This window comes from Paucibacter sp. TC2R-5 (assembly GCF_025717605.1).
GTDB classification, from domain to species: Bacteria; Pseudomonadota; Gammaproteobacteria; order Burkholderiales; family Burkholderiaceae_C; genus Paucibacter_A; species Paucibacter_A albus.
The window spans coordinates 39,982-61,397 of sequence record NZ_JAJIRQ010000005.1 but is presented as its reverse complement, the minus strand read 5'-3'; the positions used below and the strand labels follow the sequence as shown (position 1 = coordinate 61,397).

General features: G+C 63.9%; 17 protein-coding genes. 6 read left to right on the top strand and 11 right to left on the bottom strand.

Annotation, left to right across the window (positions count from 1 at the left end):
- Positions 1–7: 7 nt before the first annotated feature.
- Together LNV08_RS12975 and LNV08_RS12970 are read right to left on the bottom strand one after the other, a co-directional pair.
- Positions 8–970, bottom strand: a complete 963-nt coding sequence (locus LNV08_RS12975; RefSeq protein ID WP_263534136.1) for a diguanylate cyclase — start codon at positions 968–970, stop codon at positions 8–10.
- A complete protein-coding gene (locus tag LNV08_RS12970) occupies positions 967–7,029 on the bottom strand; it encodes a PAS-domain containing protein (RefSeq protein WP_263534135.1) in 6,063 nt (2,020 codons plus the stop codon). Before LNV08_RS12970 ends, LNV08_RS12975 begins: the two co-directional genes overlap by 4 nt.
- A 300-nt stretch (positions 7,030–7,329) precedes the next feature.
- Here LNV08_RS12970 and LNV08_RS12965 point away from each other — a divergent pair, with 300 nt between their 5' ends.
- Genes LNV08_RS12965 through eutC form a run of 3 tightly spaced genes read left to right on the top strand, consistent with a single transcriptional unit; the run spans position 7,330 to position 9,955 of the window.
- A complete protein-coding gene (locus LNV08_RS12965; protein ID WP_263534134.1) occupies positions 7,330–7,776 on the top strand; it encodes a lactoylglutathione lyase in 447 nt (148 codons plus the stop codon).
- A 14-nt stretch (positions 7,777–7,790) separates the two neighbouring features.
- Entirely contained in the window at positions 7,791–9,179 is a 1,389-nt protein-coding gene (locus LNV08_RS12960) for an ethanolamine ammonia-lyase subunit EutB (RefSeq protein WP_263534133.1), read from the top strand.
- Positions 9,179–9,955: an ethanolamine ammonia-lyase subunit EutC gene (eutC, locus tag LNV08_RS12955; RefSeq protein WP_263534132.1), complete on the top strand. Its 777-nt coding sequence runs from the start codon at positions 9,179–9,181 to the stop codon at positions 9,953–9,955. The genes LNV08_RS12960 and eutC overlap by 1 nt, the downstream gene beginning before the upstream one ends.
- Here eutC and LNV08_RS12950 read toward each other — a convergent pair.
- Genes LNV08_RS12950 through LNV08_RS12925 form a run of 6 tightly spaced genes read right to left on the bottom strand, consistent with a single transcriptional unit; the run spans position 9,952 to position 13,000 of the window.
- Positions 9,952–10,302, bottom strand: coding sequence for a hypothetical protein (locus tag LNV08_RS12950; protein WP_263534131.1), 351 nt, complete (start codon positions 10,300–10,302; stop codon positions 9,952–9,954). The genes eutC and LNV08_RS12950 overlap by 4 nt on opposite strands.
- Positions 10,299–10,469, bottom strand: coding sequence for a DUF1513 domain-containing protein (locus LNV08_RS12945; RefSeq protein WP_263534130.1), 171 nt, complete (start codon positions 10,467–10,469; stop codon positions 10,299–10,301). The genes LNV08_RS12950 and LNV08_RS12945 overlap by 4 nt, the downstream gene beginning before the upstream one ends.
- 3 nt (positions 10,470–10,472) lie before the next feature.
- Positions 10,473–10,898, bottom strand: coding sequence for a thiol-disulfide oxidoreductase DCC family protein (locus LNV08_RS12940; RefSeq protein WP_263534129.1), 426 nt, complete (start codon positions 10,896–10,898; stop codon positions 10,473–10,475).
- A gap of 33 nt (positions 10,899–10,931) precedes the next feature.
- Positions 10,932–12,503 carry a cryptochrome/photolyase family protein gene (locus LNV08_RS12935; RefSeq protein WP_263534128.1) on the bottom strand — a complete coding sequence of 524 codons (1,572 nt, stop codon included), beginning with the start codon at positions 12,501–12,503 and terminating at the stop codon, positions 10,932–10,934.
- Complete coding sequence (locus tag LNV08_RS12930; RefSeq protein ID WP_263534127.1) at positions 12,496–12,690, bottom strand: DUF2256 domain-containing protein; 195 nt, start codon at positions 12,688–12,690, stop codon at positions 12,496–12,498. Before LNV08_RS12930 ends, LNV08_RS12935 begins: the two co-directional genes overlap by 8 nt.
- Before the next feature lie 31 nt (positions 12,691–12,721).
- Complete coding sequence (locus LNV08_RS12925; protein ID WP_263534464.1) at positions 12,722–13,000, bottom strand: high-potential iron-sulfur protein; 279 nt, start codon at positions 12,998–13,000, stop codon at positions 12,722–12,724.
- Positions 13,001–13,192: 192 nt separating this feature from the next.
- On the opposite strand from LNV08_RS12925, the gene LNV08_RS12920 reads away from it, so the two are divergent.
- The gene (locus tag LNV08_RS12920; protein WP_263534126.1) at positions 13,193–14,251 is read left to right on the top strand and encodes a MerR family transcriptional regulator; all 1,059 of its coding nucleotides are present in this window, start codon (positions 13,193–13,195) and stop codon (positions 14,249–14,251) included.
- Here the strand turns inward: LNV08_RS12920 and LNV08_RS12915 are convergent, their stop codons facing one another.
- The 3 genes from LNV08_RS12915 to LNV08_RS12905 are packed head-to-tail and all read right to left on the bottom strand — an operon-like array spanning position 14,252 to position 19,850.
- Positions 14,252–15,235: an AEC family transporter gene (locus LNV08_RS12915; protein ID WP_263534125.1), complete on the bottom strand. Its 984-nt coding sequence runs from the start codon at positions 15,233–15,235 to the stop codon at positions 14,252–14,254.
- A 23-nt stretch (positions 15,236–15,258) separates the two neighbouring features.
- Positions 15,259–17,115: an ATP-binding protein gene (locus LNV08_RS12910; RefSeq protein ID WP_263534124.1), complete on the bottom strand. Its 1,857-nt coding sequence runs from the start codon at positions 17,113–17,115 to the stop codon at positions 15,259–15,261.
- 47 nt (positions 17,116–17,162) lie between these two features.
- Positions 17,163–19,850: a DNA topoisomerase III gene (locus LNV08_RS12905; protein ID WP_263534123.1), complete on the bottom strand. Its 2,688-nt coding sequence runs from the start codon at positions 19,848–19,850 to the stop codon at positions 17,163–17,165.
- 145 nt (positions 19,851–19,995) lie between these two features.
- On the opposite strand from LNV08_RS12905, the gene LNV08_RS12900 reads away from it, so the two are divergent.
- On the top strand, positions 19,996–20,514 hold the full coding sequence (locus tag LNV08_RS12900; RefSeq protein ID WP_263534122.1) for an SET domain-containing protein: 519 nt from the start codon (positions 19,996–19,998) through the stop codon (positions 20,512–20,514).
- Positions 20,481–21,416, top strand: a complete 936-nt coding sequence (locus LNV08_RS12895) for a biotin--[acetyl-CoA-carboxylase] ligase (protein ID WP_263534121.1) — start codon at positions 20,481–20,483, stop codon at positions 21,414–21,416. The genes LNV08_RS12900 and LNV08_RS12895 overlap by 34 nt, the downstream gene beginning before the upstream one ends.

The following is a 21,416-nucleotide window of genomic DNA, read 5'->3' as shown; positions in this document are numbered from 1 at the left end:
CTGCTGCTCAGATGACGGCCCCGCAAGCGCGCCCACGGCCTTGCGACTTGGCCAGATAGAGCTGCTGATCGGCCGCCACAATCAGCTCCTCGGCCAGGCGAGTGGCGTCGGGCCTGAAGCTCGCCACGCCCAGACTGACGGTCATGACGTCGCAGACCTCGGACTCGGCGTGAATGATGTGGGCCGCCCGGATCGCGGCATTCATCTCGCCGGCCAAGCTCAGCGCACCGGCCGCATCGGTATCGGGCAAGATGCAGGCGAACTCCTCCCCACCGTAGCGGCTGACCATATCGCCGGGGCGCTTGAGCTGTTTGGCCAAGGTGGCGGCCACCGCGCGCAAGGCTTCGTCACCGGCCAGATGGCCGTAACGGTCATTGAAGCGCTTGAAGTAATCCACATCGGCCACCATCAGCGACAGCATCGTGCCGCTGCGCTTGGCGCGTTGAAACTCAAGCGCCAGGCGCTCATCAAAAAAGCGCCGGTTGTAGACGCCGGTCAGGCCATCGATGAAGACCATCTGGCGCAGCAGGTCGCCTTGCAACTTGATCGTCAGATGGGTCTTGACGCGCGCTCGCACCACCGCCGGATTGAAGGGCTTGGAGATGAAGTCCACCGCCCCGACCTCCAGCCCAAGGGTCTCGGCCTGCGGCTCGCTGTGTGCCGTCACGAACACGACCGGCAGGTCTTGCAACTCGGCGTCGGCCTTGATTTGGCGGCACACCTCATAGCCGTCCATGCCCGGCATCTGCACGTCCAGCAAGACCAGATCGGGATGCTTGTCGCGGCATATCGCCAGCGCCTGCGGCCCGGAAGTGGCCATAAACACCTGGTAGTCGGCGGCAAAAACTTGGTAAAGCGCCTGGATATTGACCGGCTGATCGTCGACGATCAAGAGCCGCAGCTTGCGCCCGAGTTGCAGCATCGGGTTGAGCGGGCGGTCCTGTGGGTCAAGATGCTGCGGCTGCATCATGCGGGGGTCTCCGCCAGCAAGGCCTCGCACAATTCCTGTGCGCGGCCAAAGTCCAGCGCCGCCATGGCCGCTTCCAGTGCGTCCTGCCCGGCGCCCAGCAAAGCCGGGTAGCGCTCACGTAACTGTGCATGTGCTTCGGTCGCACCCATATCAAAGTCTCTCAATAACTGTATCAATCGGCTCAGCCCGAGCTTGAAGGCCTGAGCGTCGGCGGGCTGCGCCTGTGCCGGCATGGCCGGCTTGGGACCCAAGGCCGACAAATCGTCGGCCAAGCGCAGCATATCTCGGCAAGCGGTCTGGATGTTTCTGTCCAGCTCGCTCAACCAGATCGCACCGAGGCTGTCGCCGCGTTTCAAGACCGTCTCGCCCTCGCCGCCCAGCTCGGCCAACTGGAAGCCGCCCAGCGTGGCCGCCAAGCCCTTGAAGGAATGCAGGGCCATGGCGGCCTCATCGACACGAGCTTCGGCCAACATCGTGCTCAGCTCCGCCGGCAAGGTCTGAGCCGAGCTGGTGAAGGAATGCACCATGCGCCGGAACAAGGCCGTCTTGCCCATGAAACGGTCCATCGCCGCTTGCAAATCAAAGCCCTGCGCGGTGGCGCGGTCACGCAGCTCCGGCGGCACCGCCAGGCTGGCCAGCTTGGGCACAGCCTTGCCGCCTGCTTCGGCGCCCGCAGCCTCTCCCGCAACATCAGGCGGCCGCGTCAGGCGCAAGAGCAGCGCCACCAGCCGCTCCAGGTCAAAGGGCTTGCCCACATGCTCATTCATGCCCGCCGCCAGGCAGGCCTCGCGGTCGGAGGCCATCGCATTGGCCGTCATCGCCACAATCGGCAGACCGCTCAAGCCCAGCTCTTTGCGGATGATGCCCGTAGCGGTGTAGCCGTCCATCACCGGCATCTGCATATCCATCAGCACGATGTCAAAAGCGCCCGAGTCGGCGCGCAGCAGGTCGACGCCGATCTGGCCGTTATCGGCCAAATGCACGCGTGCGCCCGCGTCCTCCAGCAGCTCCTTTGCGACCTGCTGATTATTGAGGTTATCTTCCACCACCAGGATGCGCATCCCTTGCAGGGGCTTGGGGCCAGCGAGGCTTGTTGCCGCTTTCGGCGCCACGGCCGCTGCGGCCTCACCCGCGCGGGCAGCCTGCACCGCCTCTTGCAGCATCAAGGCCGTCACCGGCTTGACCAAAAATCCGTCCAGCAAGCTTTGCTCGGATTCGCTGCGCTGCGACAGCATCTCGCGCCCATGCGCCGTCACCATCACCAGCAGCGGCATCATGTGCTCGCCGCCCAACTCTCGGATGCGCTGCGCCGTCTCAAAACCATCCATGCCAGGCATTTGCCAGTCGATCAGCACCACCTCATAGGGCTGCTTCGAATCCACCTGACGCTGCAGCAAGCTCAGTGCAGCGGCTCCAGACGAGGCCAGGTCCACCTGCCAGCCCAGGGCCTCGCTCATATGGCCCAGCACATCGAGTGCAATCGCGTTGTCATCGACGATCAAAGCGCGCAGCGGCGGCTGACTCAAGCCCGACTTGGCATCCATCGGCAAGGCCTCGGCCGCCACCCGCATGCGGAAGGAGAAGCAGCTGCCCTTGCCCGGTGCGCTTTCCAGCGCCAGCTCACCGCCCATCAGCTGCACCAGGCGCTGGCTGATCGCCAGCCCTAAGCCGGTGCCGCCAAAGCGCCGCGTGGTCGAGGCCTCGGCCTGCGTGAAGCCTGAAAAAATCTTCGCCTGGTGTTCGGGGGCGATGCCAATGCCGGAGTCGCGCACCGCAAACTCGATTTCAACCTCGCTGCCCACCCGGCCCAAGAGCCGAGCACTCAGCACCACTTCGCCGCGCTGCGTGAACTTGATCGCGTTGCCGCCCAGATTGATCAAGACCTGCTGCAAGCGCATCGCATCGGCATTCAGTACCGGCGGCAAAGCGGGGTCGATATCGAACAAAACCTCCAGCGGTTTGGGCCCGACGTTGGCCGACAAAATCACCGACAGATCGCGGAACAGCTGCTCCAGCGCAAAGGGCTGGGCGTCCAGCGTCATCTTGCCGGCCTCGACCTTGGAGAAGTCCAGAATGTCGTTGAGCAAGCCCAGGAGCGAGCGCGCCGCACCTTCGGTCTTGCTGGCGTAGTCATGCTGGCGGGTGTCAAGCTCGGTCTTCTGCAGCAGCTTGAGCATGCCAAGAATGGCATTCATCGGCGTGCGGATCTCGTGGCTCATATTGGCCAGGAACTGGCTCTTGGAGCGCGAAGCATCTTCGGCCGCCTCGGTGGCCAGCATCAGATCGGTGATGTCGATACGGAAGCCCACCGTGTGGCCGTCCGCCATCTGGCGCTCGATCACGCGCACCCAGCGGCCGTTCTCGAGCTTTTGCACCAGCATCGAGTCACCGCTGCGATGGATCGCCAAACGCTCGGCCACCCATTCGTCTATGCGGCCTTGCGCCTCTTTGTATTGCCCACGTTCGGCGCCGCCGCGAATGATTTCCTCAAAGCTGGCGCCGGGCACGATCAGATCGGCCGAGGCGGCATACATCTGCCGGTATTTTTCATTACAGAACACCAGCCGGTCGTCCGGCCCGTAGAGCACAAAGGCCTCGTTGACTGCGTCAATGGCGCCGCGCAGCAAAGCCTCGGCGCGACGTACCTCGGCCTCGGCACGGTCACGCTCGCCGACGTCCATATAAGTCGTGACGAAGCCGCCGCTGGGCACCGGGTTGCTGCGCATCTCCAGGCTCAGGCCATTGGGCCTGCGTCTTGCCCATTGATGTGGTGCCGCCATCGCAGCCATCGCTCGTCCATTCGCCTGCTCGATTGCTGCCTCAGTGCTGATGGGCCCATACTCACCCCGCTCGGACATCAGACGAGCTATCCGCTCCACGGTCAGCGGCGCGGCCTTCAAAAAGTCTTCTTCGAGACCGTACAGGTCGGCATAACGGTGGTTATAGATCGCCAGATTCAACTCGGCATCGATCATGGTCAGCCCGCAAGGCAGGCTCTCCAGCACGATACTGAGCAGCTCATTGCTGCGGCGCTGCGCATCCTCCATGCGCTTGCGGTCACTGACGTCGAAATAAGTCGTTACGAAACCGCCGTCAGGCATCGGGGCGCCGCGCACTTCCAGCGTGATGCCATTGGGGCGCTGACGCTCGAACTGATGCACGCTAGGGTGTCGGGCGCGCTCGATGATCTGCAAAACGGTGGACTCGACATCCAGGCCACGGCCATATTCGCCGCGCTCGGCGTTGTAGCGGATGATGCTCTCGAACGAGGTCGTGGGGCCGGAGAACAAGGCGGCCGGGAAGTCCAGCATCTCAACAAACTGCTGGTTGTGGGCGAGCATATTCAAGTCGGCATCGAACACACTCAAGGCGCAAGGAAGGTTATCGAGCACGCTGCGCAGCACCGCATGGCTGCGCTTGGTTTCGGCTTCCAGCTGGCGCTGCTGCGTCACGTCTTGGTAGGTGCCGACCAGGCGCACCGCGCCGCCGTCATCAAACACCGCCTCGCCGACCGAGCGCACCGATAAAAAGCGCCCCAGCGCTGTTTGCAGGCGCAGATTCAAGTCCCATGACTCGCTGGCCTCGACGGCGCGCCGCATCGCCTCTTGCAAGAGGGCGCGATCCGCCGCCGGGAAGTAGGACAGCGCATGCTCTTGTGTGATCGGCTCCTGGTGCGTGTGGGGGTCCAGGTCATGCAAGCAGTAGGTCTGTGTGGACCAACTCAGCGCCTGGGTCGTGAGGTCAAGCTCCCAAGCGCCGAGGCCGGCCAGGCGCTCGGCACGGTCTAGCACCAACTGCTTGTGCTGCAGCAAGTCGGCCGCCACCTTGGCCGCACTGATGTCCATATGCGTGCCGGCAATCCAGAGCGGCTGCCCCTCGGGCGTGCGGGCGTACAGCTTGCCATGCGCCAGCACCCAGACCCAATGGCCGTCGCGGTGGCGCATGCGCAATTCGCAGTCATAAAAACTGGTCTCGCCAAAGAAGTGCCGCATCAACAAATTGCGCGCCTTGGGCATGTCGTCGGGGTGGCAATGGTCCACCCAGGTATCGACATTGATGGGCGCCAAGTCGGCCAAGACATAACCCAGCATCTCGGCCCAGCGCTCGTTGAGGCGCAGCTCGCCGGTGACGATGTTCCAGTCCCAGGTGCCGGCGTTGGTGCCTTCGATGATGCGGTTGAGGCTCTCTTGCTGCTCGGCCAGCGCCTGAGTCGCCTGCTTGGCGGCGGTGATGTCGGTGCGGATGGAGAAGTATTTTTGAACCTTGCCCTCGGCATCCAACATGGGCGCAATGATGCTATCGACCCAGTACAAGCGCCCATCTTTGGCGCGGTTGCAAATCTCGCCGTGCCAGGACTGGCCGGATGAAATCCTGAACCACAGCGCATCCCAGAACTCGGGCTCATGCTGGCCGGAATTGACGATGCTGTGCGGGCTGCCCAAAAGCTCTTCGCGCGAATAGCCGCTGATGCGGCTGAAGGCCGCATTGGCATCGATGATGACGCCGCTCACATCGGTGACCGACACGATCGCATGCTGGTGAATGGTCTCCAGCAAGGCCTTGTTCTCGGCCAGGGCCAGGGCCAGCACCTGCTGGTTGCGCTTGCGCTCGGTGATGTCGAGGCTGATTTCGATAAAGCCGGAATGCTGACCTTGGGCATCAAACACCGGCTGCACATCGGCCTCGACCCAGTACAGCTCACCGTCGGGGCGGCGGCGCTGGAACTCGCTGCGGCGGCCCGTGCGGTTCATCGCCATGGCGGCCAGATCGGCCGGGCTGAGCGAATCCCGCTCCCCGCTGGCCAGCAGCTCGGCCGGCCTTCGCCCCAGGGCCTGCGCCTCGGTGTAGCCGCTGATACGGGCGAAACCTTCATTCACCCAAGTGATGCAACCCTGCACGTCGCTGGCAATCACCACATTGCTGGTGCCCCGCGCCACGCGGGCCAAGCGTTCAAGATCGGCGGTCATGGCCAGGGCCTTGGCTTCGGCCCGCTCACGCCCGGAAATCAGCAACCAGGCCGCAAAGGCCAAAGCCAAGCTCAGGGCGGCACCTGTGGCGCCAAGCCAGGCAGCCGAACTTGCGCCCGCCGTGCGGTCAAACTCGGCATTGCTGCCCGTAGCAATCGTCAAGCTGCGCCCGGCAAAGCTCAGCACCCGTGTCGCTTGGAATCGGCGGCTCAGGTCCGAGGGCGACTGAGCGCCGCTGGACTGAAAGGCCAGCGTGGGCGATTCGTCGGGCGGGCTGTCCAGCAATTCAAAGTCAAGCAGGTGGTCGGCCACCTCGGTCACACTCGCAAACAATTCCGCAGCGACGATGGGTGCGTAGACAAAGCCCAGCAAGTCGCGTTCGCGCTCCTCCACTGTTTGCGGATTGCTGCCGCGTTCGTAAATCGGCACCAGTAGCAGAAATCCCGGCCGGCTTTTGGCATCTTGCACCAGCGAGATTTTCCCGCTCAAGGTGTCGGCTCCGCTGCGCAAGGCCCGCTCAGCGGCTTCGCGCCGAGTAGCCTCCTGGCCGATATCAAAACCCTGCGCTTGGCGATTTTGAGCAAGCGGCTCGATGTATTTGATGACAAAAAGATCGGCCTCTTGGCCATTGCTGTGCACCGCAAAGTCGGGCGCGCCATCGCGCCGAGCCGCCGCCACGAATTGATCGAGTTGCGGGCGCATGACCCGTTCAATAAAGCCGAAACCGCGCACGCCGGGAAACTCGGTCGCCATTTGGCGCGACTCGACATAGGCCCTGAATTCAGTGCGCTCAACTCTGTCGCTGGCCGCAAAAACACCCCGGGCGCCCTTCAGACCATAGAGCGGCTGGCGCAAGCGACGCTCGACCTCTTGCTGGATACGCTCTGACAGGCGCTCAAATCGCGCCTCGGCGCCTCGCTCTGCCTGGGCTTGCTGGGATGCAGCCAACCAATAGGAGAGACCGAAGCCGAGCGACAAGATGAGCGCAATCAAGCCCGGCTTGACCCACCCCACGCCATTGCCCGCCGCCACCCTCCCGGTGCCTGCTTGCGCTGGCAGCGCTTGTGATTCACCGCGTCCTGGGGATTGCATCGTCAAGCTTGCACCTTGTCAAAAATCTGCTTCTCAGCGGCAACTAGTTTAGAGGCTGCGCACCCTGCTTCGGCCGCCTCCAAAGAGTTTTAGCCAGCATTACATGCTCGCGCAGCAAAGACCTGCTCTTTCGCAGGAAAAGCCGGGCTGTTTGCGGCCTCTTCAAAGGCTCAAGGCCGCTGCGGATTTACACGGCCTCGGGGCTGCGGCTGGGCATGCATGAAAAAGAGCCCGCCACTGAAAGGACAAAAGAAAACGCTACATTCGGCTCAATTCCCACTATCAGCAAATCACCCCCCCATGAAATATCTACACACCATGGTCCGTGTGACCGATCTCGACGCCTCGATGAAGTTCTACCGCGACGCGCTCGGCATGGTCGAGGTACGCCGCAGCGAATACGAGGCCGGCCGCTTCACCTTGGTCTATCTGGCGGCACCCGGTGATGAAGCCGGCAAATACCAGCCGCAAGTCGAGCTGACCTATAACTGGCCGGATGCCGACGGCAAGAGCGAGGCCTACACAGGCGGGCGCAATTTCGGCCATCTGGCCTTTGCCGTGCCCGACATCTATGCCGCCTGCCAGCGCCTGCTCGACCATGGCGTCGTCGTCGTGCGCCCGCCGCGTGACGGCCGTATGGCTTTTGTGCGCTCGCCCGACCTGATCTCGGTCGAGCTGCTGCAAGACGGCCCGGCGCTGGCTGCGGCCGAGCCCTGGATCTCGATGCCGAATATCGGCGGCTGGTAAATCAAAGCAAGGCGATGGGTTTCCAAGCCACGGTCGGCGCGCTCAGCTACGGCTTCGCCGATCTGCGCGAGCTGATGGCCAAGGCCTCGCCGGCCCGCTCGGGCGACAGCCTGGCCGGCTTGGCGGCAGCGAGTGCGCAAGAGCGCGTGGCCGCTTGCCGAGCGCTGGCCGAAGTGCCGCTGCGCCTGTTCTTGCATCAGCTGGTGATCCCTTACGAGACGGATCAAATCAGCCGCCTGATCATTGACAGCCATGACGCGGACGCGTTTGCGCCGGTCGCACATCTCAGCGTGGGGGCTTTGCGCGACTGGCTGTTGTCGGATGCGGCCACGCCGGCCGCGCTGAGCGCCTTGGCGCCGGGCCTGACGCCCGAGATGGTCGCTGCTACAGCCAAGCTGATGCGCAACCAGGACCTGATTCTGGTGGCCAGCCGCTGCCGCCTGCTGACCCGCTTTCGCTCGACCTTGGGCCTGCCGGGCCACTTGGCCGTGCGCCTGCAACCGAATCACCCGACCGACAGCCCGGCCGGCATCGTCGCCAGCATGCTGGATGGTCTGATGTACGGCGCCGGCGACGCCGTCATCGGCATCAACCCGGCGGGCGACAGCGTGGCGGCCACAACACGCCTTTTGCAGCTGCTGGATGAGCTGATTCAGCGCCACCAGATTCCCACACAAAGCTGCGTGCTTACGCATGTGAGCAACACCTTGCAAGCGATTGAGCAAGGCGCGCCGGTCGATCTGGTGTTCCAGTCCATCGCCGGCAGTGAGGCGGCGAATCGCAGCTTCGGCATCGACCTGGCGCTGCTGGACGAGGCCCATGCGGCGGCGCTGTCGCTACGGCGCGGCCATGAAAACGTGATGTATTTCGAGACCGGCCAAGGCAGCGCGCTGTCGGCCAACGCGCATCACGGCGTTGACCAGCAAACACTTGAAGCGCGGGCCTACGCCGTCGCGCGGCGCTATCAACCACTCTTGGTCAATAGCGTGGTCGGCTTCATAGGGCCGGAGTATTTGTTCGACGGCAAGCAGATCATCCGTGCCGGCCTGGAAGATCATTTCTGCGGCAAGCTGCTGGGCCTGCCCATGGGCTGCGACATCTGCTACACCAACCATGCCGAGGCCGATCAGGACGATATGGACAATCTGCTGGTGCTCTTGGCCAGCGCGGGCTTGACCTTCATGATGGGCGTGCCGGGCGCCGACGACGTGATGCTGAACTACCAAAGCACCTCCTTCCATGACGCCTTGTTTGTGCGCAAGCTATTGGGGCTCAAGCGCGCACCCGAGTTCGAGGCCTGGCTGCAGCGCATGGGCATCACCGATGCCAGCGGCGCCTTGCTGCCGGCCGGTGGGCAGCCGCTCTTGGCCGATGCGCTAACTGCAAAAATTAGCGGCCTGTGATGAGCACCGAAGTCCAACAAGACCCGTGGGAGCCGCTGCGCCGCCACACCCCGGCCCGTATCGGCATAGGCCGTGCCGGCACCAGCCTGCCGACGCGCGAGCTGCTGGACTTCAACGCCGCCCATGCGCAGGCGCGCGACGCCGTCTTGACGCCGCTGAATGTGGCCGCGCTGGGCGCGGATTTGAGCGGCGCCGGCTGGGCCTGGCTGAGCGTGCAAAGCCGGGCCGCGGGGCGCGACATCTACCTGCGCCGGCCCGACCTGGGGCGCCGGCTTGACGAGGCCAGCCTGGAGCGCCTGCGCTCGCTGCCGCTTGAGCCCGCGCCTGCGCCTGCGCCACTCGATCTCGTCATTGTGCTGGGCGACGGTTTGTCGGCCGTCGCCACCCAAACGCATGCGCTGCGGCTGTTGAGCCCACTCAAACAGGCGCTCGGCGGCCAAATGCGGATAGGCCCGCTGCTCATCGCCACGCAGGCGCGCGTGGCCTTGGGTGATGAAATCGGCGCTGTCTTGGGCGCCCGGGCGGTGTTGGTACTGCTGGGCGAGCGGCCTGGTCTGAGCTCACCCGACAGCCTGGGCGCCTATCTGACCTTTGGCCCGGCCCTCGGGCGCAGTGACGCTGAACGCAACTGTGTCAGCAATATCCGGCCGGCCGGCTTGGTGCCCGAGTTGGCGGCTCAGCGTCTGGCCTGGTTGCTGCGCGAAGCCTTGCGGCGGGGCTTGAGCGGCGTGGGGCTGAAGGACGATAGCGAGCGTGAGCTGCTGGGAGGCCCCTAAGCCTCGCGTCCCGGCTCGTCGTCGATGCCCTCGCGCTCCGGCGGCGGGTAGGCGTCGGCCACATAGGCCGGGCCCTTCATCACCATCACCAGCACGCAGCCGATGCCGACCGTCAGCACCAGCGTCCAGTGCAGCATCACCAAACCCATCAACCGGTAGCTGGTCAGCAACAAATCGCGGTCTGCGGCCGATGTCAGCTGATCGGGCACCGCCCACCAGCAGGCCAGCGCCAGCAGACCCGGGATCACGGTGCCGACCCAGAGAATGCGGGGCAAGTGTTGCCAGAGCGTCCATTCAAGGCCGGGCGGGCTGCGCTGGAAGCCGGGGAGCTTGTTCAGCCAGTTCATGGGGCTTGTTCCTTAGCTGAGGCTAGCGCCATGGGCTCGGCCCGGTCTGGCTGAACGGCCGGCACAGCGCTCATTTTCTGCCCATCCCATTGCTGGCCGCACCAGCAGCGGCCCGCCGGATCGATGATGCAAGTGCCACTGCCGCAGCAGCGAGGGTCTTCGTTCATGGCTCAATCCTCCTTGAAGTTTGCCCTTGCTGAGGCGGCGTCAAAACGTCTGGCGACCCGCTGCAGAGCCGGTCGCAGATACAGGAAACCACGATACGCCCGCTCCATCACCCAGGCAAGACCTGGCACCTGACCCAGCTTGGCCAGCCAGCGCCAGCCCGGCAGCGTGGCCCACAAGGCCAGAAACGCCTGCGCGCCGCTGAGCAAGCGGCCATCGGCGGCCTGCACATGAAAGCGCGCCATCAGTTGCTCACGCGTGCTGCCAGGCGGCAATATGGCGGCCGCATCGCTGACATCGGCAAAGCAAACAGGCTCACTCGCTTGTAAGCCCTGATAGACCCCAATCTCGCGTCGACACAGCGGGCAAGCGCCGTCATAGAGCACGGTCAGTGGCCTATCAGTGGGGCTCGTGGTTACTGGATTCACCATGCTGACACCTCGCCAGCGAGCACCAGGTCGGCTTCAATCCAAGGCATTGGGGAGCGCTCCAACTTCGCCGCGCCGAATCGCGTCGGCCCGGGCTTGTACAGTTGCACGCTCTTCGGCGCTCAGGCGCGCGAGGTTCTTGACCTGCAGCGCCATGCGCGGGTTATTGGCCATGGCCGTCTCGTGGTGCATCAAAAAATCCCAGTAAAGCGTGGTGTAAGGGCATGCCTTGTCGCCGGTGCGCTGGGCCGGGTCGTAGCGACAGCCTTTGCAATGCGGGCTCATGCGGTCTATGTATTTGCCGGTGGCGATATAGGGCTTGCTGCCCATCAAACCGCCGTCGGCATACTGGCTCATGCCCAGGGTGTTGGGCAACTCCACCCATTCCACCGCATCCACGTACATGGCCAAATACCAAGCGTGGACGGCCTGCGGCCTGACGCCCAGCATCAGCGCATAGCCGCCGGTCACCATCAGCCGCTGGATATGGTTGGCATAGCCCTGCGTCAAGGTCTGCGTGATGGCGTCGCGCAAGCAAGCCATGTCGGTGGCGCCAGTCCAGTACCAGGCCGGCAGTTCTTGCTCGGCCCCCAACGCATTGAGCTCCAGATAGCCCGGCATCTGCGTCCAGTAAACGCCGCGCACATATTCGCGCCAGCCCAAAATCTGCCGCACAAAGCCCTCCACACTCGCCAAGGGCGCCTGACCGGCCTCGTAAGCGGCGACCGCCGCCGCCGCCACCTCGCGTGGATTCAAGAGCTTGAGGTTGAGCGCGGCCGACAGGTGTGCGTGATACAGCCAGGGGTCGCCGGGCCAGATCGCGTCCTGATAGCGACCAAACAGCGGCAGGCGCTCGCTGATGAAGGCCTGCAAGGCTTGCAGCGCGTGCGCACGCGTCAGCGGCCAGGCAAAACTCGCCAAGCTGCCCGGGTGATGGGCAAAGCGGCGCTCCACCAGCGCGATCACTTCACGCGTTATCTCATCGGGCTCGAAGCGGCTGCGTGTCGGCAACAGCCCCGGCCCCTCGGCGCCGAAGGCGGCGCGGTTCTCGGCGTCAAAATTCCATTGCCCACCCAGCGGCGAGCCGGCCTGCGCCGGGTCCATCAGGATCTGGTGCTTTTTGCGCTGCTCGCGGTAGAAGAACTCCATACGCAGCGATTTGCGCCCGCGCGCATGCTCGGCAAACTCGCGCACGCTGCTGAAAAAATGCCGGTCTTCGCGGATCTCCAGCGCCAAGCCGCAGCTTTGAGCGGCGGCCTTGAGCGCTTGCAGCACGCGCCAATCTCCGGGCGCCGTCATCAGCAAGCGGCTGGGTTTCAGGCGGGCCACATCGGCCAACAGTTGCGCGGCCAAACTACCGGCGTTGCCGGGATCCTCCAAGCGCATGTAATGCAGCGGGCGACCCTGCTCTTGCAGGGCGAGGGCGCAATGCCGCATCGCTGCCAGAAACATCGTGATGCGCGGCTTGCCGGATGCGATGTGCGTGGACTCGTCCGCAACCTCGGCCATCCAAACCGCGTCTTGCGCGGCATCGAAGCCGTCGAAGGCGGCGGCGTCCAGGTCCAACTGGTCACCCAGGACCAGCACCAGCGTGCGCAGCTCAGCCATGCAGGGCCTTGCTGCCCTGCTTGCCCTTTGGAACCTTGCCCCGGCGGCAGGCGTCGGAGCAATACTTGACCTCGGCCCAGTTCTTGGCCCAACACTTGCGCCAAGTCATGGGGCGCGCGCAGCCCAGGCAGGGCTTGGACGGCAGCGCCGCCTTGTTGCCACGAAACGATTGAGAGTCAGCGTTCACGGCAACAAGGGCGCTAGCGTCGCGGCGCTGATCAGGCCTTCTTGGCCCAGGCGCTGCACCAACCGGCTGCGGCCACTTGCTTGCCTGCAAACAGCGGGCAGCCACCGGCCTTGTCACCGGCCTTGCCTTGATACAAGGCGCAGCTCGCACAGTTTTGCCCTGCGGCGAACTTGGGGAACTTCTTCGCGTCGACGCGCTTGGCATCGGCCACATAGCCCAGCGCTGCGGCTTGGGCGTCTTTTTCGTCCACCATCGCCTGCGCGAAAGCGGCGCTGGTGCCGAGGGCCGCGGTGGAGGCGGCGACGGTCATCAGAAAAACACGGCGTTGGATCAATTGAGTCATGGGGTTACTCCTTGCGATGGCTAATGAGGGTGATTCAGAGGACCCTTGCCTCTGCTTCGCAGGATAGGCTCTTTCGAGTCAAACTATCGTCAAATCTTTCAATCCCGACTAATCACCTCCGCTAATTGGCGTCAAACACTCTTCACGCACAATGCGGGCATGAAGCCAAGCAAGTCACCGGAGGCAGCGGTCAGGTATCGCAGCGGCGCGGTCGCCCGCATGCTGCGCATGCCAGTGGCTACGCTGCGGGTGTGGGAGCGTCGCTACCGACTCACGCAGGTGGAGCTGAGTGCCAGCGGGCAGCGCCTGTACACGGCCGCCGATGTCCAACACCTGTCTTTGTTGAAGCGCTTGAGCGATCTGGGTCACGCCATCGGCAGCTTGGCGGCGCTGAGTCAGCAGCAGCTGCAAGACGTCGCCGCCACGCATGCCGGCGCCCTGGCCGACAAGCAGCCGGCTCGCGCTAGGCTTGATGGCCGCGCATCAGCAGCAAAGCGGCCCAGCTTGCGGGTCGCAGTCATCGGCAAGGCGCTGGCCGCCCGCCTGCAGTCCCCCGCCTTGCTGCGCGGCCTGGGCCGGCCGGTGCAATGGCTGGGTCCGTTTGAAGACGCCGCGCAGGCACAGGCCGCCTTGGCGGGCCAGCCGGTAGATCTCTTGCTGCTGCAGCAGGCTAGGCTGCATGAGACTTGGCCCAGCGAGCTGCAAGCGGCGGCGCCGAGCTTGGCGAGCTTGCCCATGGCGCTGCTCTACCGTTTTGCCAGCGAGAGCCACTGCGAAGGCTTGGCCGGGGCCGGCAAGGCGCTGCTGCGCGAGCCGCAAAATGACAGCACGCTGGGGCAATGGCTGGGCGGCGTAATGAATGTCATGACGGGCAGCTTGAGCGGCCTTGCAGCTGCTGGCCCCGACGGAACGCGCGAGCCGCTGCCAGAGGCCGGCAGCCAGATACCGGCGCGGCGCTGGGATGATGCGGCGCTGAACGATTTCGCCAGCCTGTCCTCCACCGTCGCCTGCGAATGCCCACGCCATGTGGCCGAGTTGCTGCTGCAACTCACTCACTTTGAGGCCTACAGCGCCGAGTGCGAGGACCGCAGCCCGGCCGACGCACAACTACACCGTTATTTGCGCTGCGTGGCCGCCGAGGCGCGCGCCAGCTTTGAAGCCGCTCTGGCCCATATAGCCGTGCACGAGGGACTCATCCTGCCTCCTACTCGGGCTTGATCAGATGGCGCTCAAAACCGCCAGCCACAGTGGCGCCGTCAGGACGAAGAGCAGCGTCGAGGCGACGATGGCCGCCGTCGTTTCGCCCTCCTGGCAGCGGTAGCGCTGGGCGAAGATCAGCGCATTGGAGCCGGTCGGCAGCGCCGCCGCCATCACGATCACCGACAAGGGGATGCCGCTCAAACCAAAGCCCCAATGCGCCACCAGCAAGACCAAGGCCGGCAAGAGCAGCAGCTTCAGCGCCGCCAGGCCCAGCACGCCGCGCCAGGCCTTGGGCCAGCCGTAATAGGCCAGCGACATGCCGATCAGCGTCAAGCACAGCGGCACCACCGCCGTGCCCAACATCTGCAAGACCTCATCCAGCACGGCCGGCAAGGCAATGCCGCTTGCATTCAGGGCCAGACCTGCCAACACCGGCAGCACTACCGGGTGAATCACGGTATTACGCACCGTCAGCGCCAGCGTGCCGGCCAGGCCGCCCTTTTCGGGTCGGGCACGCGCCAGGTCCAGCTCGACCAACAGCGTCAACACGGTCAGCAGCGTCAACGCATGCATGCTGATCACGGTGATGTGAATCGCCAAGCCGGCCTCGCCGAAGATGCCGGCAGCCAGCGGCACGCCGATTTGCAAGGTGTTGCCGAAGGTCACGGTGATGGCCTGCACGCTGGGGCTGGCAGGCGCCTCATTCAGCTTGGATCGCCAACGCTGCAGGCCGTAGACCAAGAGCAAAAGCAGCAGGACCGGCATGAAGAAAGCCGCCAGCGTCAGCCAAGGCAGGCTCGCCAGATCGAGCCGCGCAGTGGTACGAAACAGCAGCGCTGGCACAAAAATGTAGAAGGCCACATTGGACAGCACGCGGGCCGGGTCGCTTGCCTCGGCGCCGCTGCCGGTGGGGCCGCCCAGCCAGCGCATACGGCCGACAAACCAGCCAATCGCCACCGCGATAAAGATCGCCAGCAGCTTGTAGAACACCAGGCTGCTCATGCCTGAGCGCGCTCGTCACTCATTCACGAGACCGTGTGCAGGCTGAGCTCGAAAGAAAAGCGGCTGCCCGCGCCAAACTCGCTGTGCACATGGATTTCGCTGCCCATCTCGCGCATCAGCTGCTGGCTGATCGACAGGCCCAGCCCGGTGCCGCCCAGGCAGCGTGCGTCGTCCACCACCTGCTCGAAAGGCTGGAACAAGCGCCCGAGCTGATGCTCAGCAATGCCGATGCCGGTATCGCGGACCTCGAAGTTCAAGCGCGCCACACCCTCTTGCAGGCTGAGCAGGCGCACGCTGAGGCCGACCGAGCCGGAGTCGGTGAACTTCAGAGCATTCGAGAGCAGATTCAGCAAGACCTGGCGCAGGCGCTGGCCGTCCACCATCACTCTGGAGGGCAGTTGCAGGCCCAGGTCGATATTGAACAGCAGATGCTTTTGCTCGATGCGCAGGCGCACGTTGTCACACACCATGTCCAAGAGCGCGCGCAGGTCAACCGAGCTGGGCTGCAGCCGCACCTTGCCGGCTTCGATGCTGGCCGTGTCGAGCACGTCCGTGATCAGATTGAGCAAATGCTCGCCCGACTCGCGCACCTGTGCGATCTTGCTCTGCTGCGCAGCGCTCAGGCTGTCGTCCATCTGCAGCAATTGGGTAAAGCCCAGGATCGCGTTCAAGGGCGTGCGGAACTCATGGCTCATGGTGGCCAAAAAGCGGCTCTTGGCCTGGCTGGCGGCCTCGGCGCGATGCTTGGCCTGGCTCAGCTCAAGCGTGCGCTCGGTCACCAGCTCTTCCAGATGGTCACGGTGATGGGTCAGCTCTTGCTCGGCCAGGCGGCGCTGACTGATGTCGCTGACCATGCCCTCGATGCGGGTGCCGCTGCCGTCGGCCGAGGCCACCACATGCGCGCTGAGCTCAACCCAGAGCTGCATGCCTTCACGGTTGGCGATCAACAAGGGCACCTGCTGAAGCAAGCGGTAACGGGTCAGCGCTCGGGCAATGCGCTTGTACTCCAGGGCCTCCACCTGCACCAAGGCACGCAGGCGGCGGCCCGACTTGAGCGCATCTTGTGGCGAGGCATAGCCCAGCATCTTGGCCAGCGCCCGGTTCAGGCTCAGCAAACGACCTTTCGAGTCGGCCTGAAAAATACCCTCCGTGGCGTTCTCGAACAGGCTGCGGTAGCGCTCCTCGCTTTGGCGCAAGCCCACCGATGAACTCAGCAGGCGCTCGCTCATCGAGTTGAACTGCTGGGTCAGCACGCCGATCTCGTCGCTGTGTTCAACCTCGGTGCTGGCCCCCAACTCGCCCGCCGCCACCCGCTGCGCCATCGCGCCTAGGCGCTTGACCGGGCGCGTCACCAGGCGATTGATCAGCAAATAGCTGGTCGCAATCACCGCTGCCAGGGTTGCAGCGAGCAGCCCGGCGACAAAACGCCGCGTATGCATGACCTGGGCCTGCACCAGCTCACTCGTGGAGATCAGCACCGCCTGGGCCACCAGCGTGGGCTCGGCATGCGGGCTGCTTTGATACATCACCGGAAACTCGCGGCGCAGCGGCAGCACGGCCGGCCGATTGCGTTCGCGCCGCAGCGGCGCGGCGTTGACGCCCAAACTGATCATCTCGACCGCATGCACCTCCGGGTCGGCCATCACCGCATCGAGCAGGTTCTCGATCGCAGTGCCGTCCAGATTCCAGATCGGCGCGGCAAAACTGCGCGCCACCAGATCGGCCATACGCTGCTCGCGCTGCATCAGCGCCAGCGACAACTCACGCTCTTCGGCCACCGTCCAGTACCAACCCAGCGCCAGCACCAGAATGCTCGCCACCAGGCCGATGCCGGCAATCAAGCGGGTCTGAATTCCAATGCTTACCGGGCTACGTCCCATGCTCCAGCTCCTCAGCGTTCAGCTTGTCTGTCGGCCTGCCTATCTATCTAAGCAGCTTTCTTGACGGCGACTTTCTTCGCGGCGGCCTTCTTTGCCGGCGCCTTCTTGGCCGCAACCTTCTTGGCGGCCACCGTCTTGGCTGGCGCGGCGGTCTTGGCGGCAGGTTTGGCCGAGGGCTTGGCGCCAGGCTTGAGCGCACGCGGCTCAAACTCGAACATCACCTTGCCTTCCTTTTTGTCATAGGCCAGGAAGGCCTTGAACTTGCGCCGCGTCTTGTTGGAGACAAAGTTCTCCAGCAAAGCGGTCTTGCCCTCACTCAAGAGCTTTTGCATCTGCGCCACCTCAATCGGCTGCTGCAAGATGATCTTGCCGCTCTTGAAGTCGCAGGTCACCGCCGCACCGACCGCGTGCTCGCAGACATAGTTGGACCCATGCTCGAAGACATGGCCCTGGCACTTGGGGCAGGCGCCCAGCGAAGTCTGCGCGCTGAAGTCAACCGGCTCGCCGTCGCCCTCGGCCTTCTTGGCGTCTTCGCCGAAGTCGAATTCGAGCTTCCAGTTGTGGATCTCGTCGTCATAGACCAGCGCCAGCTCGGCGGTGAAAGGCCAACCGGCCTTGGATCGGAAGCCCTCCAGCGGGCCGATCTTCTTATCAGTCAAGAACTTCTCGACCTCATGTAACTCGAAGCTGCGGCCACCCGGAATCTTGCCGATCGAGAAGCCGCAGCCTTCGGCAGCGCCTTCCGCACCGATGCAGGTGTAGCGACGATAGTTCTCCTTGACGACGCCGCCACACTTCGGGCAGGGTGCCTTCAAGGTCGCGTAATCACCCGGGATGGTGTCGCGGTCATATTCCTTGGCTTTTTGCACCACGCGCTCGGTCATCGCGGCGATCTCGGCCATGAAGGTGTCGCGGTTCAAGCGGCCTTTTTCCATCTCGGCCAGCTGGAATTCCCAGTTGCCGGTCAGCTCGGGCTTGGTCAACTCTTGCACATCAAGGCCGCGCAGCAAGGTCATCAGCTGGAAGGACTTGGCGGTGGGCACCAGCTCGCGGCCATCGCGCAGCATGTACTTCTCCATGATCAAGCCTTCGATAGTCGCCGCGCGAGTGGCTGGCGTGCCCAGGCCCTTCTCGGTCATCGCGGCGCGCAGCTCCTCGTCGTCGATCAGCTTGCCCGCGCCTTCCATCGCCGACAACAGCGTCGCTTCCGTGTAGCGGGCCGGCGGTTTGGTCTGCAAACTCTTCACATCGACGGACTCGGTGCGCACCACTTCGCCGGGCGCCACCGCGACCAAGTTGGCGTCGTCCTCTTGCACCTCTTTGCCGTAGACAGCCAGCCAGCCCGGCTTGACCAGCACCTTGCCATTGGTCTGGAAGTTCAGCTCCTTACCCGCTGCCTTGACGGTAGAAATCCGCGTCGTGACCAGGAATTCGGCCGACGGGAAAAACACGCCCAAGAAGCGCTTGACCACCATGTCGTAAAGCTTGGCCTCGATATCGCTGAGACTCTTGGGCGCTTGCAGCGTCGGGATGATGGCGAAGTGATCCGAGACCTTGGCGTTGTCGAAGACCTTCTTGGTCGGCTTGATATAGCCTTCTTTGAGCGCCTTGCGGGCATGCACAGACAACTCGCGCAGCGGGCCGGGCATGTCCTCGTTGGCGATCATCTCGGCGGTCTGCTTGGCCACGGCCAAATAGTCCTCGGGCAGATAGCGCGAATCGGTCCGTGGGTAGGTCAGGACCTTGTGCTTTTCGTACAAGGCCTGGGCCAGGCTCAACGTTGTCTTGGCCGAGAAGCCAAAGCGCGAATTGGCCTCGCGCTGCAAGGTCGTCAAGTCATAGAGGCCGCCGCAACTGCTGGTCGTGGGCTTGCTTTCCTCGCGTACGCTGGCCGGCTGGCCGAGTGCCGCCATCGCGATGGCGTCGGCGTCGGCGCGGTTCCAGACGCGGTCAGCGCGGCGCTCAAGGTCCTCGTCCTTCTTCCAGGCCGGGTCAAACCACTTGCCCTCGTACTGACCGGCAACGGCGTCGAAATTGGCGCGCACTTCCCAATAGTCGCGCGAGACATGCTTGCGGATTTTTTCTTCGCGCTCGACCACGATGGACAGGGTCGGCGTCTGCACCCGGCCCACGGTGGTCAGGAAAAAGCCGCCGTCACGCGAGTTGAAGGCCGTCATCGCCCGCGTGCCGTTGATGCCGACCAGCCAGTCGGCCTCGGAGCGGCAACGCGCAGCGTCGGCCAGCGGCAGCATCTGCGCGTCACTCTTGAGCTTCTCAAAACCATCGCGAATCGCTTGCGGCGTCATCGATTGCAACCACAGGCGTTCGATCGGCTTGGCAATGGCCGCCTTGGCGGTGCCGGCATATTGAACGATCAGACGGAAGATCAGCTCGCCCTCGCGGCCCGCGTCACAGGCGTTGATCAAGTGCGTGACGTCCTTGCGGCGGATCAGCTTGACCAGGGCGTTCAGGCGGCCCTTGACCTTGTCGATCGGGTTCAGATCGAAGTGCGGCGGTATCACCGGCAGATTGGCAAAACTCCATTTGCCGCGCTTAACGTCGAATTCCTCCGGCGCCTTGATTTCGACCAAATGGCCGACGGCGGAGCTGACCACATATTGGTCACTCTCGAAATATTCATCAAACTTTTCGAACTTGCCGGCGCTGGGAGTCAGCGCGCGGACGATGTCTTGAGCCACGGAGGGCTTCTCGGCAATGATCAGGGTCTTGCTCATGATGATGATGTTTTCTTTTCGTCAATGATCGGGGTCACAGCAAACCAAGCTAGACCCTGCCTACAATCCGGCCTCGCGCACATACACACGCACGCACGCACCCACACGCGCGCACACCCATGAATTCAATGTACCTAAAAAGCCGATGAGCTCGTCAACAGCGAAAAAAACTGTCAAGCCGGCGCCAGCGGCCAAAACCGACAAAGCGGCCAAACCAGCAGGCCGACGCATTCAGGTACGAAATTCCGGCGTCCATGGGCGCGGAGTCTATGCGCTCGTTCACCTCAATGCCGGCGAGCGGCTGATTGAATACACCGGCGAGCGTATTTCTTGGGACGAAGCGATGGACCGCCACCCCCATGACCCGGCCCAGCCCAACCATACTTTTTACTTCCACATCGAAGACGGCCGCGTCATCGACGCGCTGCATGGCGGCAACAGCTCGCGCTGGATCAACCACGCCTGCGACCCTAACTGCGAAGCCGATGAGGAAGACGGCCGGGTGTTCATCACGGCGCTGCGCGACATCTGCCCCGGCGAAGAATTGTTCTATGACTACGGCCTGACGATTGACGAGCGCTACACGGCCAAGCTGAAAAAAGAATTCGCCTGCTACTGTGGCAGCCCCGAATGCCGTGGCACCATGCTGGCGCCGAAACGTTGAGTTATGCCGCCGTGACACCCGCTTATCAAAACTGGAATGCAGAGAGTCTTTACGAGGCCCTGCTGCCGCTATTGCCCGGCATCAGCATTGAGGTGCTGGCGCGTGCCGAATCAACCAATAGCGCGCTGCTGGACCGCATCAAGAGCGAAGCCCGCAGCGGCGAGCCCCAGCCCTATGGCCGGCGGGCCCACGATATGCAGCCCTGCTTGCTGGTGGCCGAGCATCAGACCCATGGCCGTGGGCGCTTGGGCCGGGCTTGGCTATCGGCGCCGGGCAGCTCGCTGACGTTTTCACTGGCCTTGAACCTCGCACCCGCCGATTGGTCGGGCTTGTCGCTGGCCGTGGGCTGCGCGATTGCCGAGGCGCTGGAGCCCAGCCAAGCCAGCAGCACAGCCCCGCGCCTGACCCTGAAATGGCCCAACGATATCTGGCTCGACGGCCGCAAGCTCGGCGGCATCTTGATCGAGACCGTGACGGCCGGCGAAGGCCGCATGGCGGTGATAGGCGTGGGATTGAATATCAAGGAATTGAACGCCGGTAAGGACAGCGAGGACTCCCCCAGCCTGCAGTTCAACACCGGTTTTGCCGCGTTGGATGAGCTGCAGCCGGGCTGCACCGCCCCCGCTGCACTGGCCTTGATCGCCCCGGCGCTGGTGCAATGCCTGCAAGATTTTGAGCAAAACGGCTTTGCGGGCTGGGCCGAGCGCTATGCCAAGCGCGACCTGACCCTGGGCCAATGCGTGACAGCAGGCGCGGTCGAGGGCATCTCACGTGGCGTCGGCGCGCAGGGCGAATTGCTGCTGCAGACCCACCAAGGCGTCGTAGCGATCAATGGCGGCGAAGTCAGCGTGCGCCTGAGCGCAGGCACGCACGACTGTGCAACGCCGCAGCAACAAGGCTGA

Bases quoted from the DNA above. Each gene is read 5' to 3' on its own strand.
- LNV08_RS12975 (WP_263534136.1), bottom strand. From the start codon at position 970: ATGATGCAGCCGCAGCATCTTGACCCACAGGACCGCCCGCTCAACCCG.
- LNV08_RS12970 (WP_263534135.1), bottom strand. From the start codon at position 7,029: ATGCAATCCCCAGGACGCGGTGAATCACAAGCGCTGCCAGCGCAAGCA.
- LNV08_RS12965 (WP_263534134.1), top strand. From the start codon at position 7,330: ATGAAATATCTACACACCATGGTCCGTGTGACCGATCTCGACGCCTCG.
- LNV08_RS12960 (WP_263534133.1), top strand. From the start codon at position 7,791: ATGGGTTTCCAAGCCACGGTCGGCGCGCTCAGCTACGGCTTCGCCGAT.
- eutC (WP_263534132.1), top strand. From the start codon at position 9,179: ATGAGCACCGAAGTCCAACAAGACCCGTGGGAGCCGCTGCGCCGCCAC.
- LNV08_RS12950 (WP_263534131.1), bottom strand. From the start codon at position 10,302: ATGAACTGGCTGAACAAGCTCCCCGGCTTCCAGCGCAGCCCGCCCGGC.
- LNV08_RS12945 (WP_263534130.1), bottom strand. From the start codon at position 10,469: ATGAACGAAGACCCTCGCTGCTGCGGCAGTGGCACTTGCATCATCGAT.
- LNV08_RS12940 (WP_263534129.1), bottom strand. From the start codon at position 10,898: ATGGTGAATCCAGTAACCACGAGCCCCACTGATAGGCCACTGACCGTG.
- LNV08_RS12935 (WP_263534128.1), bottom strand. From the start codon at position 12,503: ATGGCTGAGCTGCGCACGCTGGTGCTGGTCCTGGGTGACCAGTTGGAC.
- LNV08_RS12925 (WP_263534464.1), bottom strand. From the start codon at position 13,000: ATGACCGTCGCCGCCTCCACCGCGGCCCTCGGCACCAGCGCCGCTTTC.
- LNV08_RS12920 (WP_263534126.1), top strand. From the start codon at position 13,193: ATGAAGCCAAGCAAGTCACCGGAGGCAGCGGTCAGGTATCGCAGCGGC.
- LNV08_RS12915 (WP_263534125.1), bottom strand. From the start codon at position 15,235: ATGAGCAGCCTGGTGTTCTACAAGCTGCTGGCGATCTTTATCGCGGTG.
- LNV08_RS12910 (WP_263534124.1), bottom strand. From the start codon at position 17,115: ATGGGACGTAGCCCGGTAAGCATTGGAATTCAGACCCGCTTGATTGCC.
- LNV08_RS12905 (WP_263534123.1), bottom strand. From the start codon at position 19,850: ATGAGCAAGACCCTGATCATTGCCGAGAAGCCCTCCGTGGCTCAAGAC.
- LNV08_RS12900 (WP_263534122.1), top strand. From the start codon at position 19,996: ATGAGCTCGTCAACAGCGAAAAAAACTGTCAAGCCGGCGCCAGCGGCC.
- LNV08_RS12895 (WP_263534121.1), top strand. From the start codon at position 20,481: ATGCCGTGGCACCATGCTGGCGCCGAAACGTTGAGTTATGCCGCCGTG.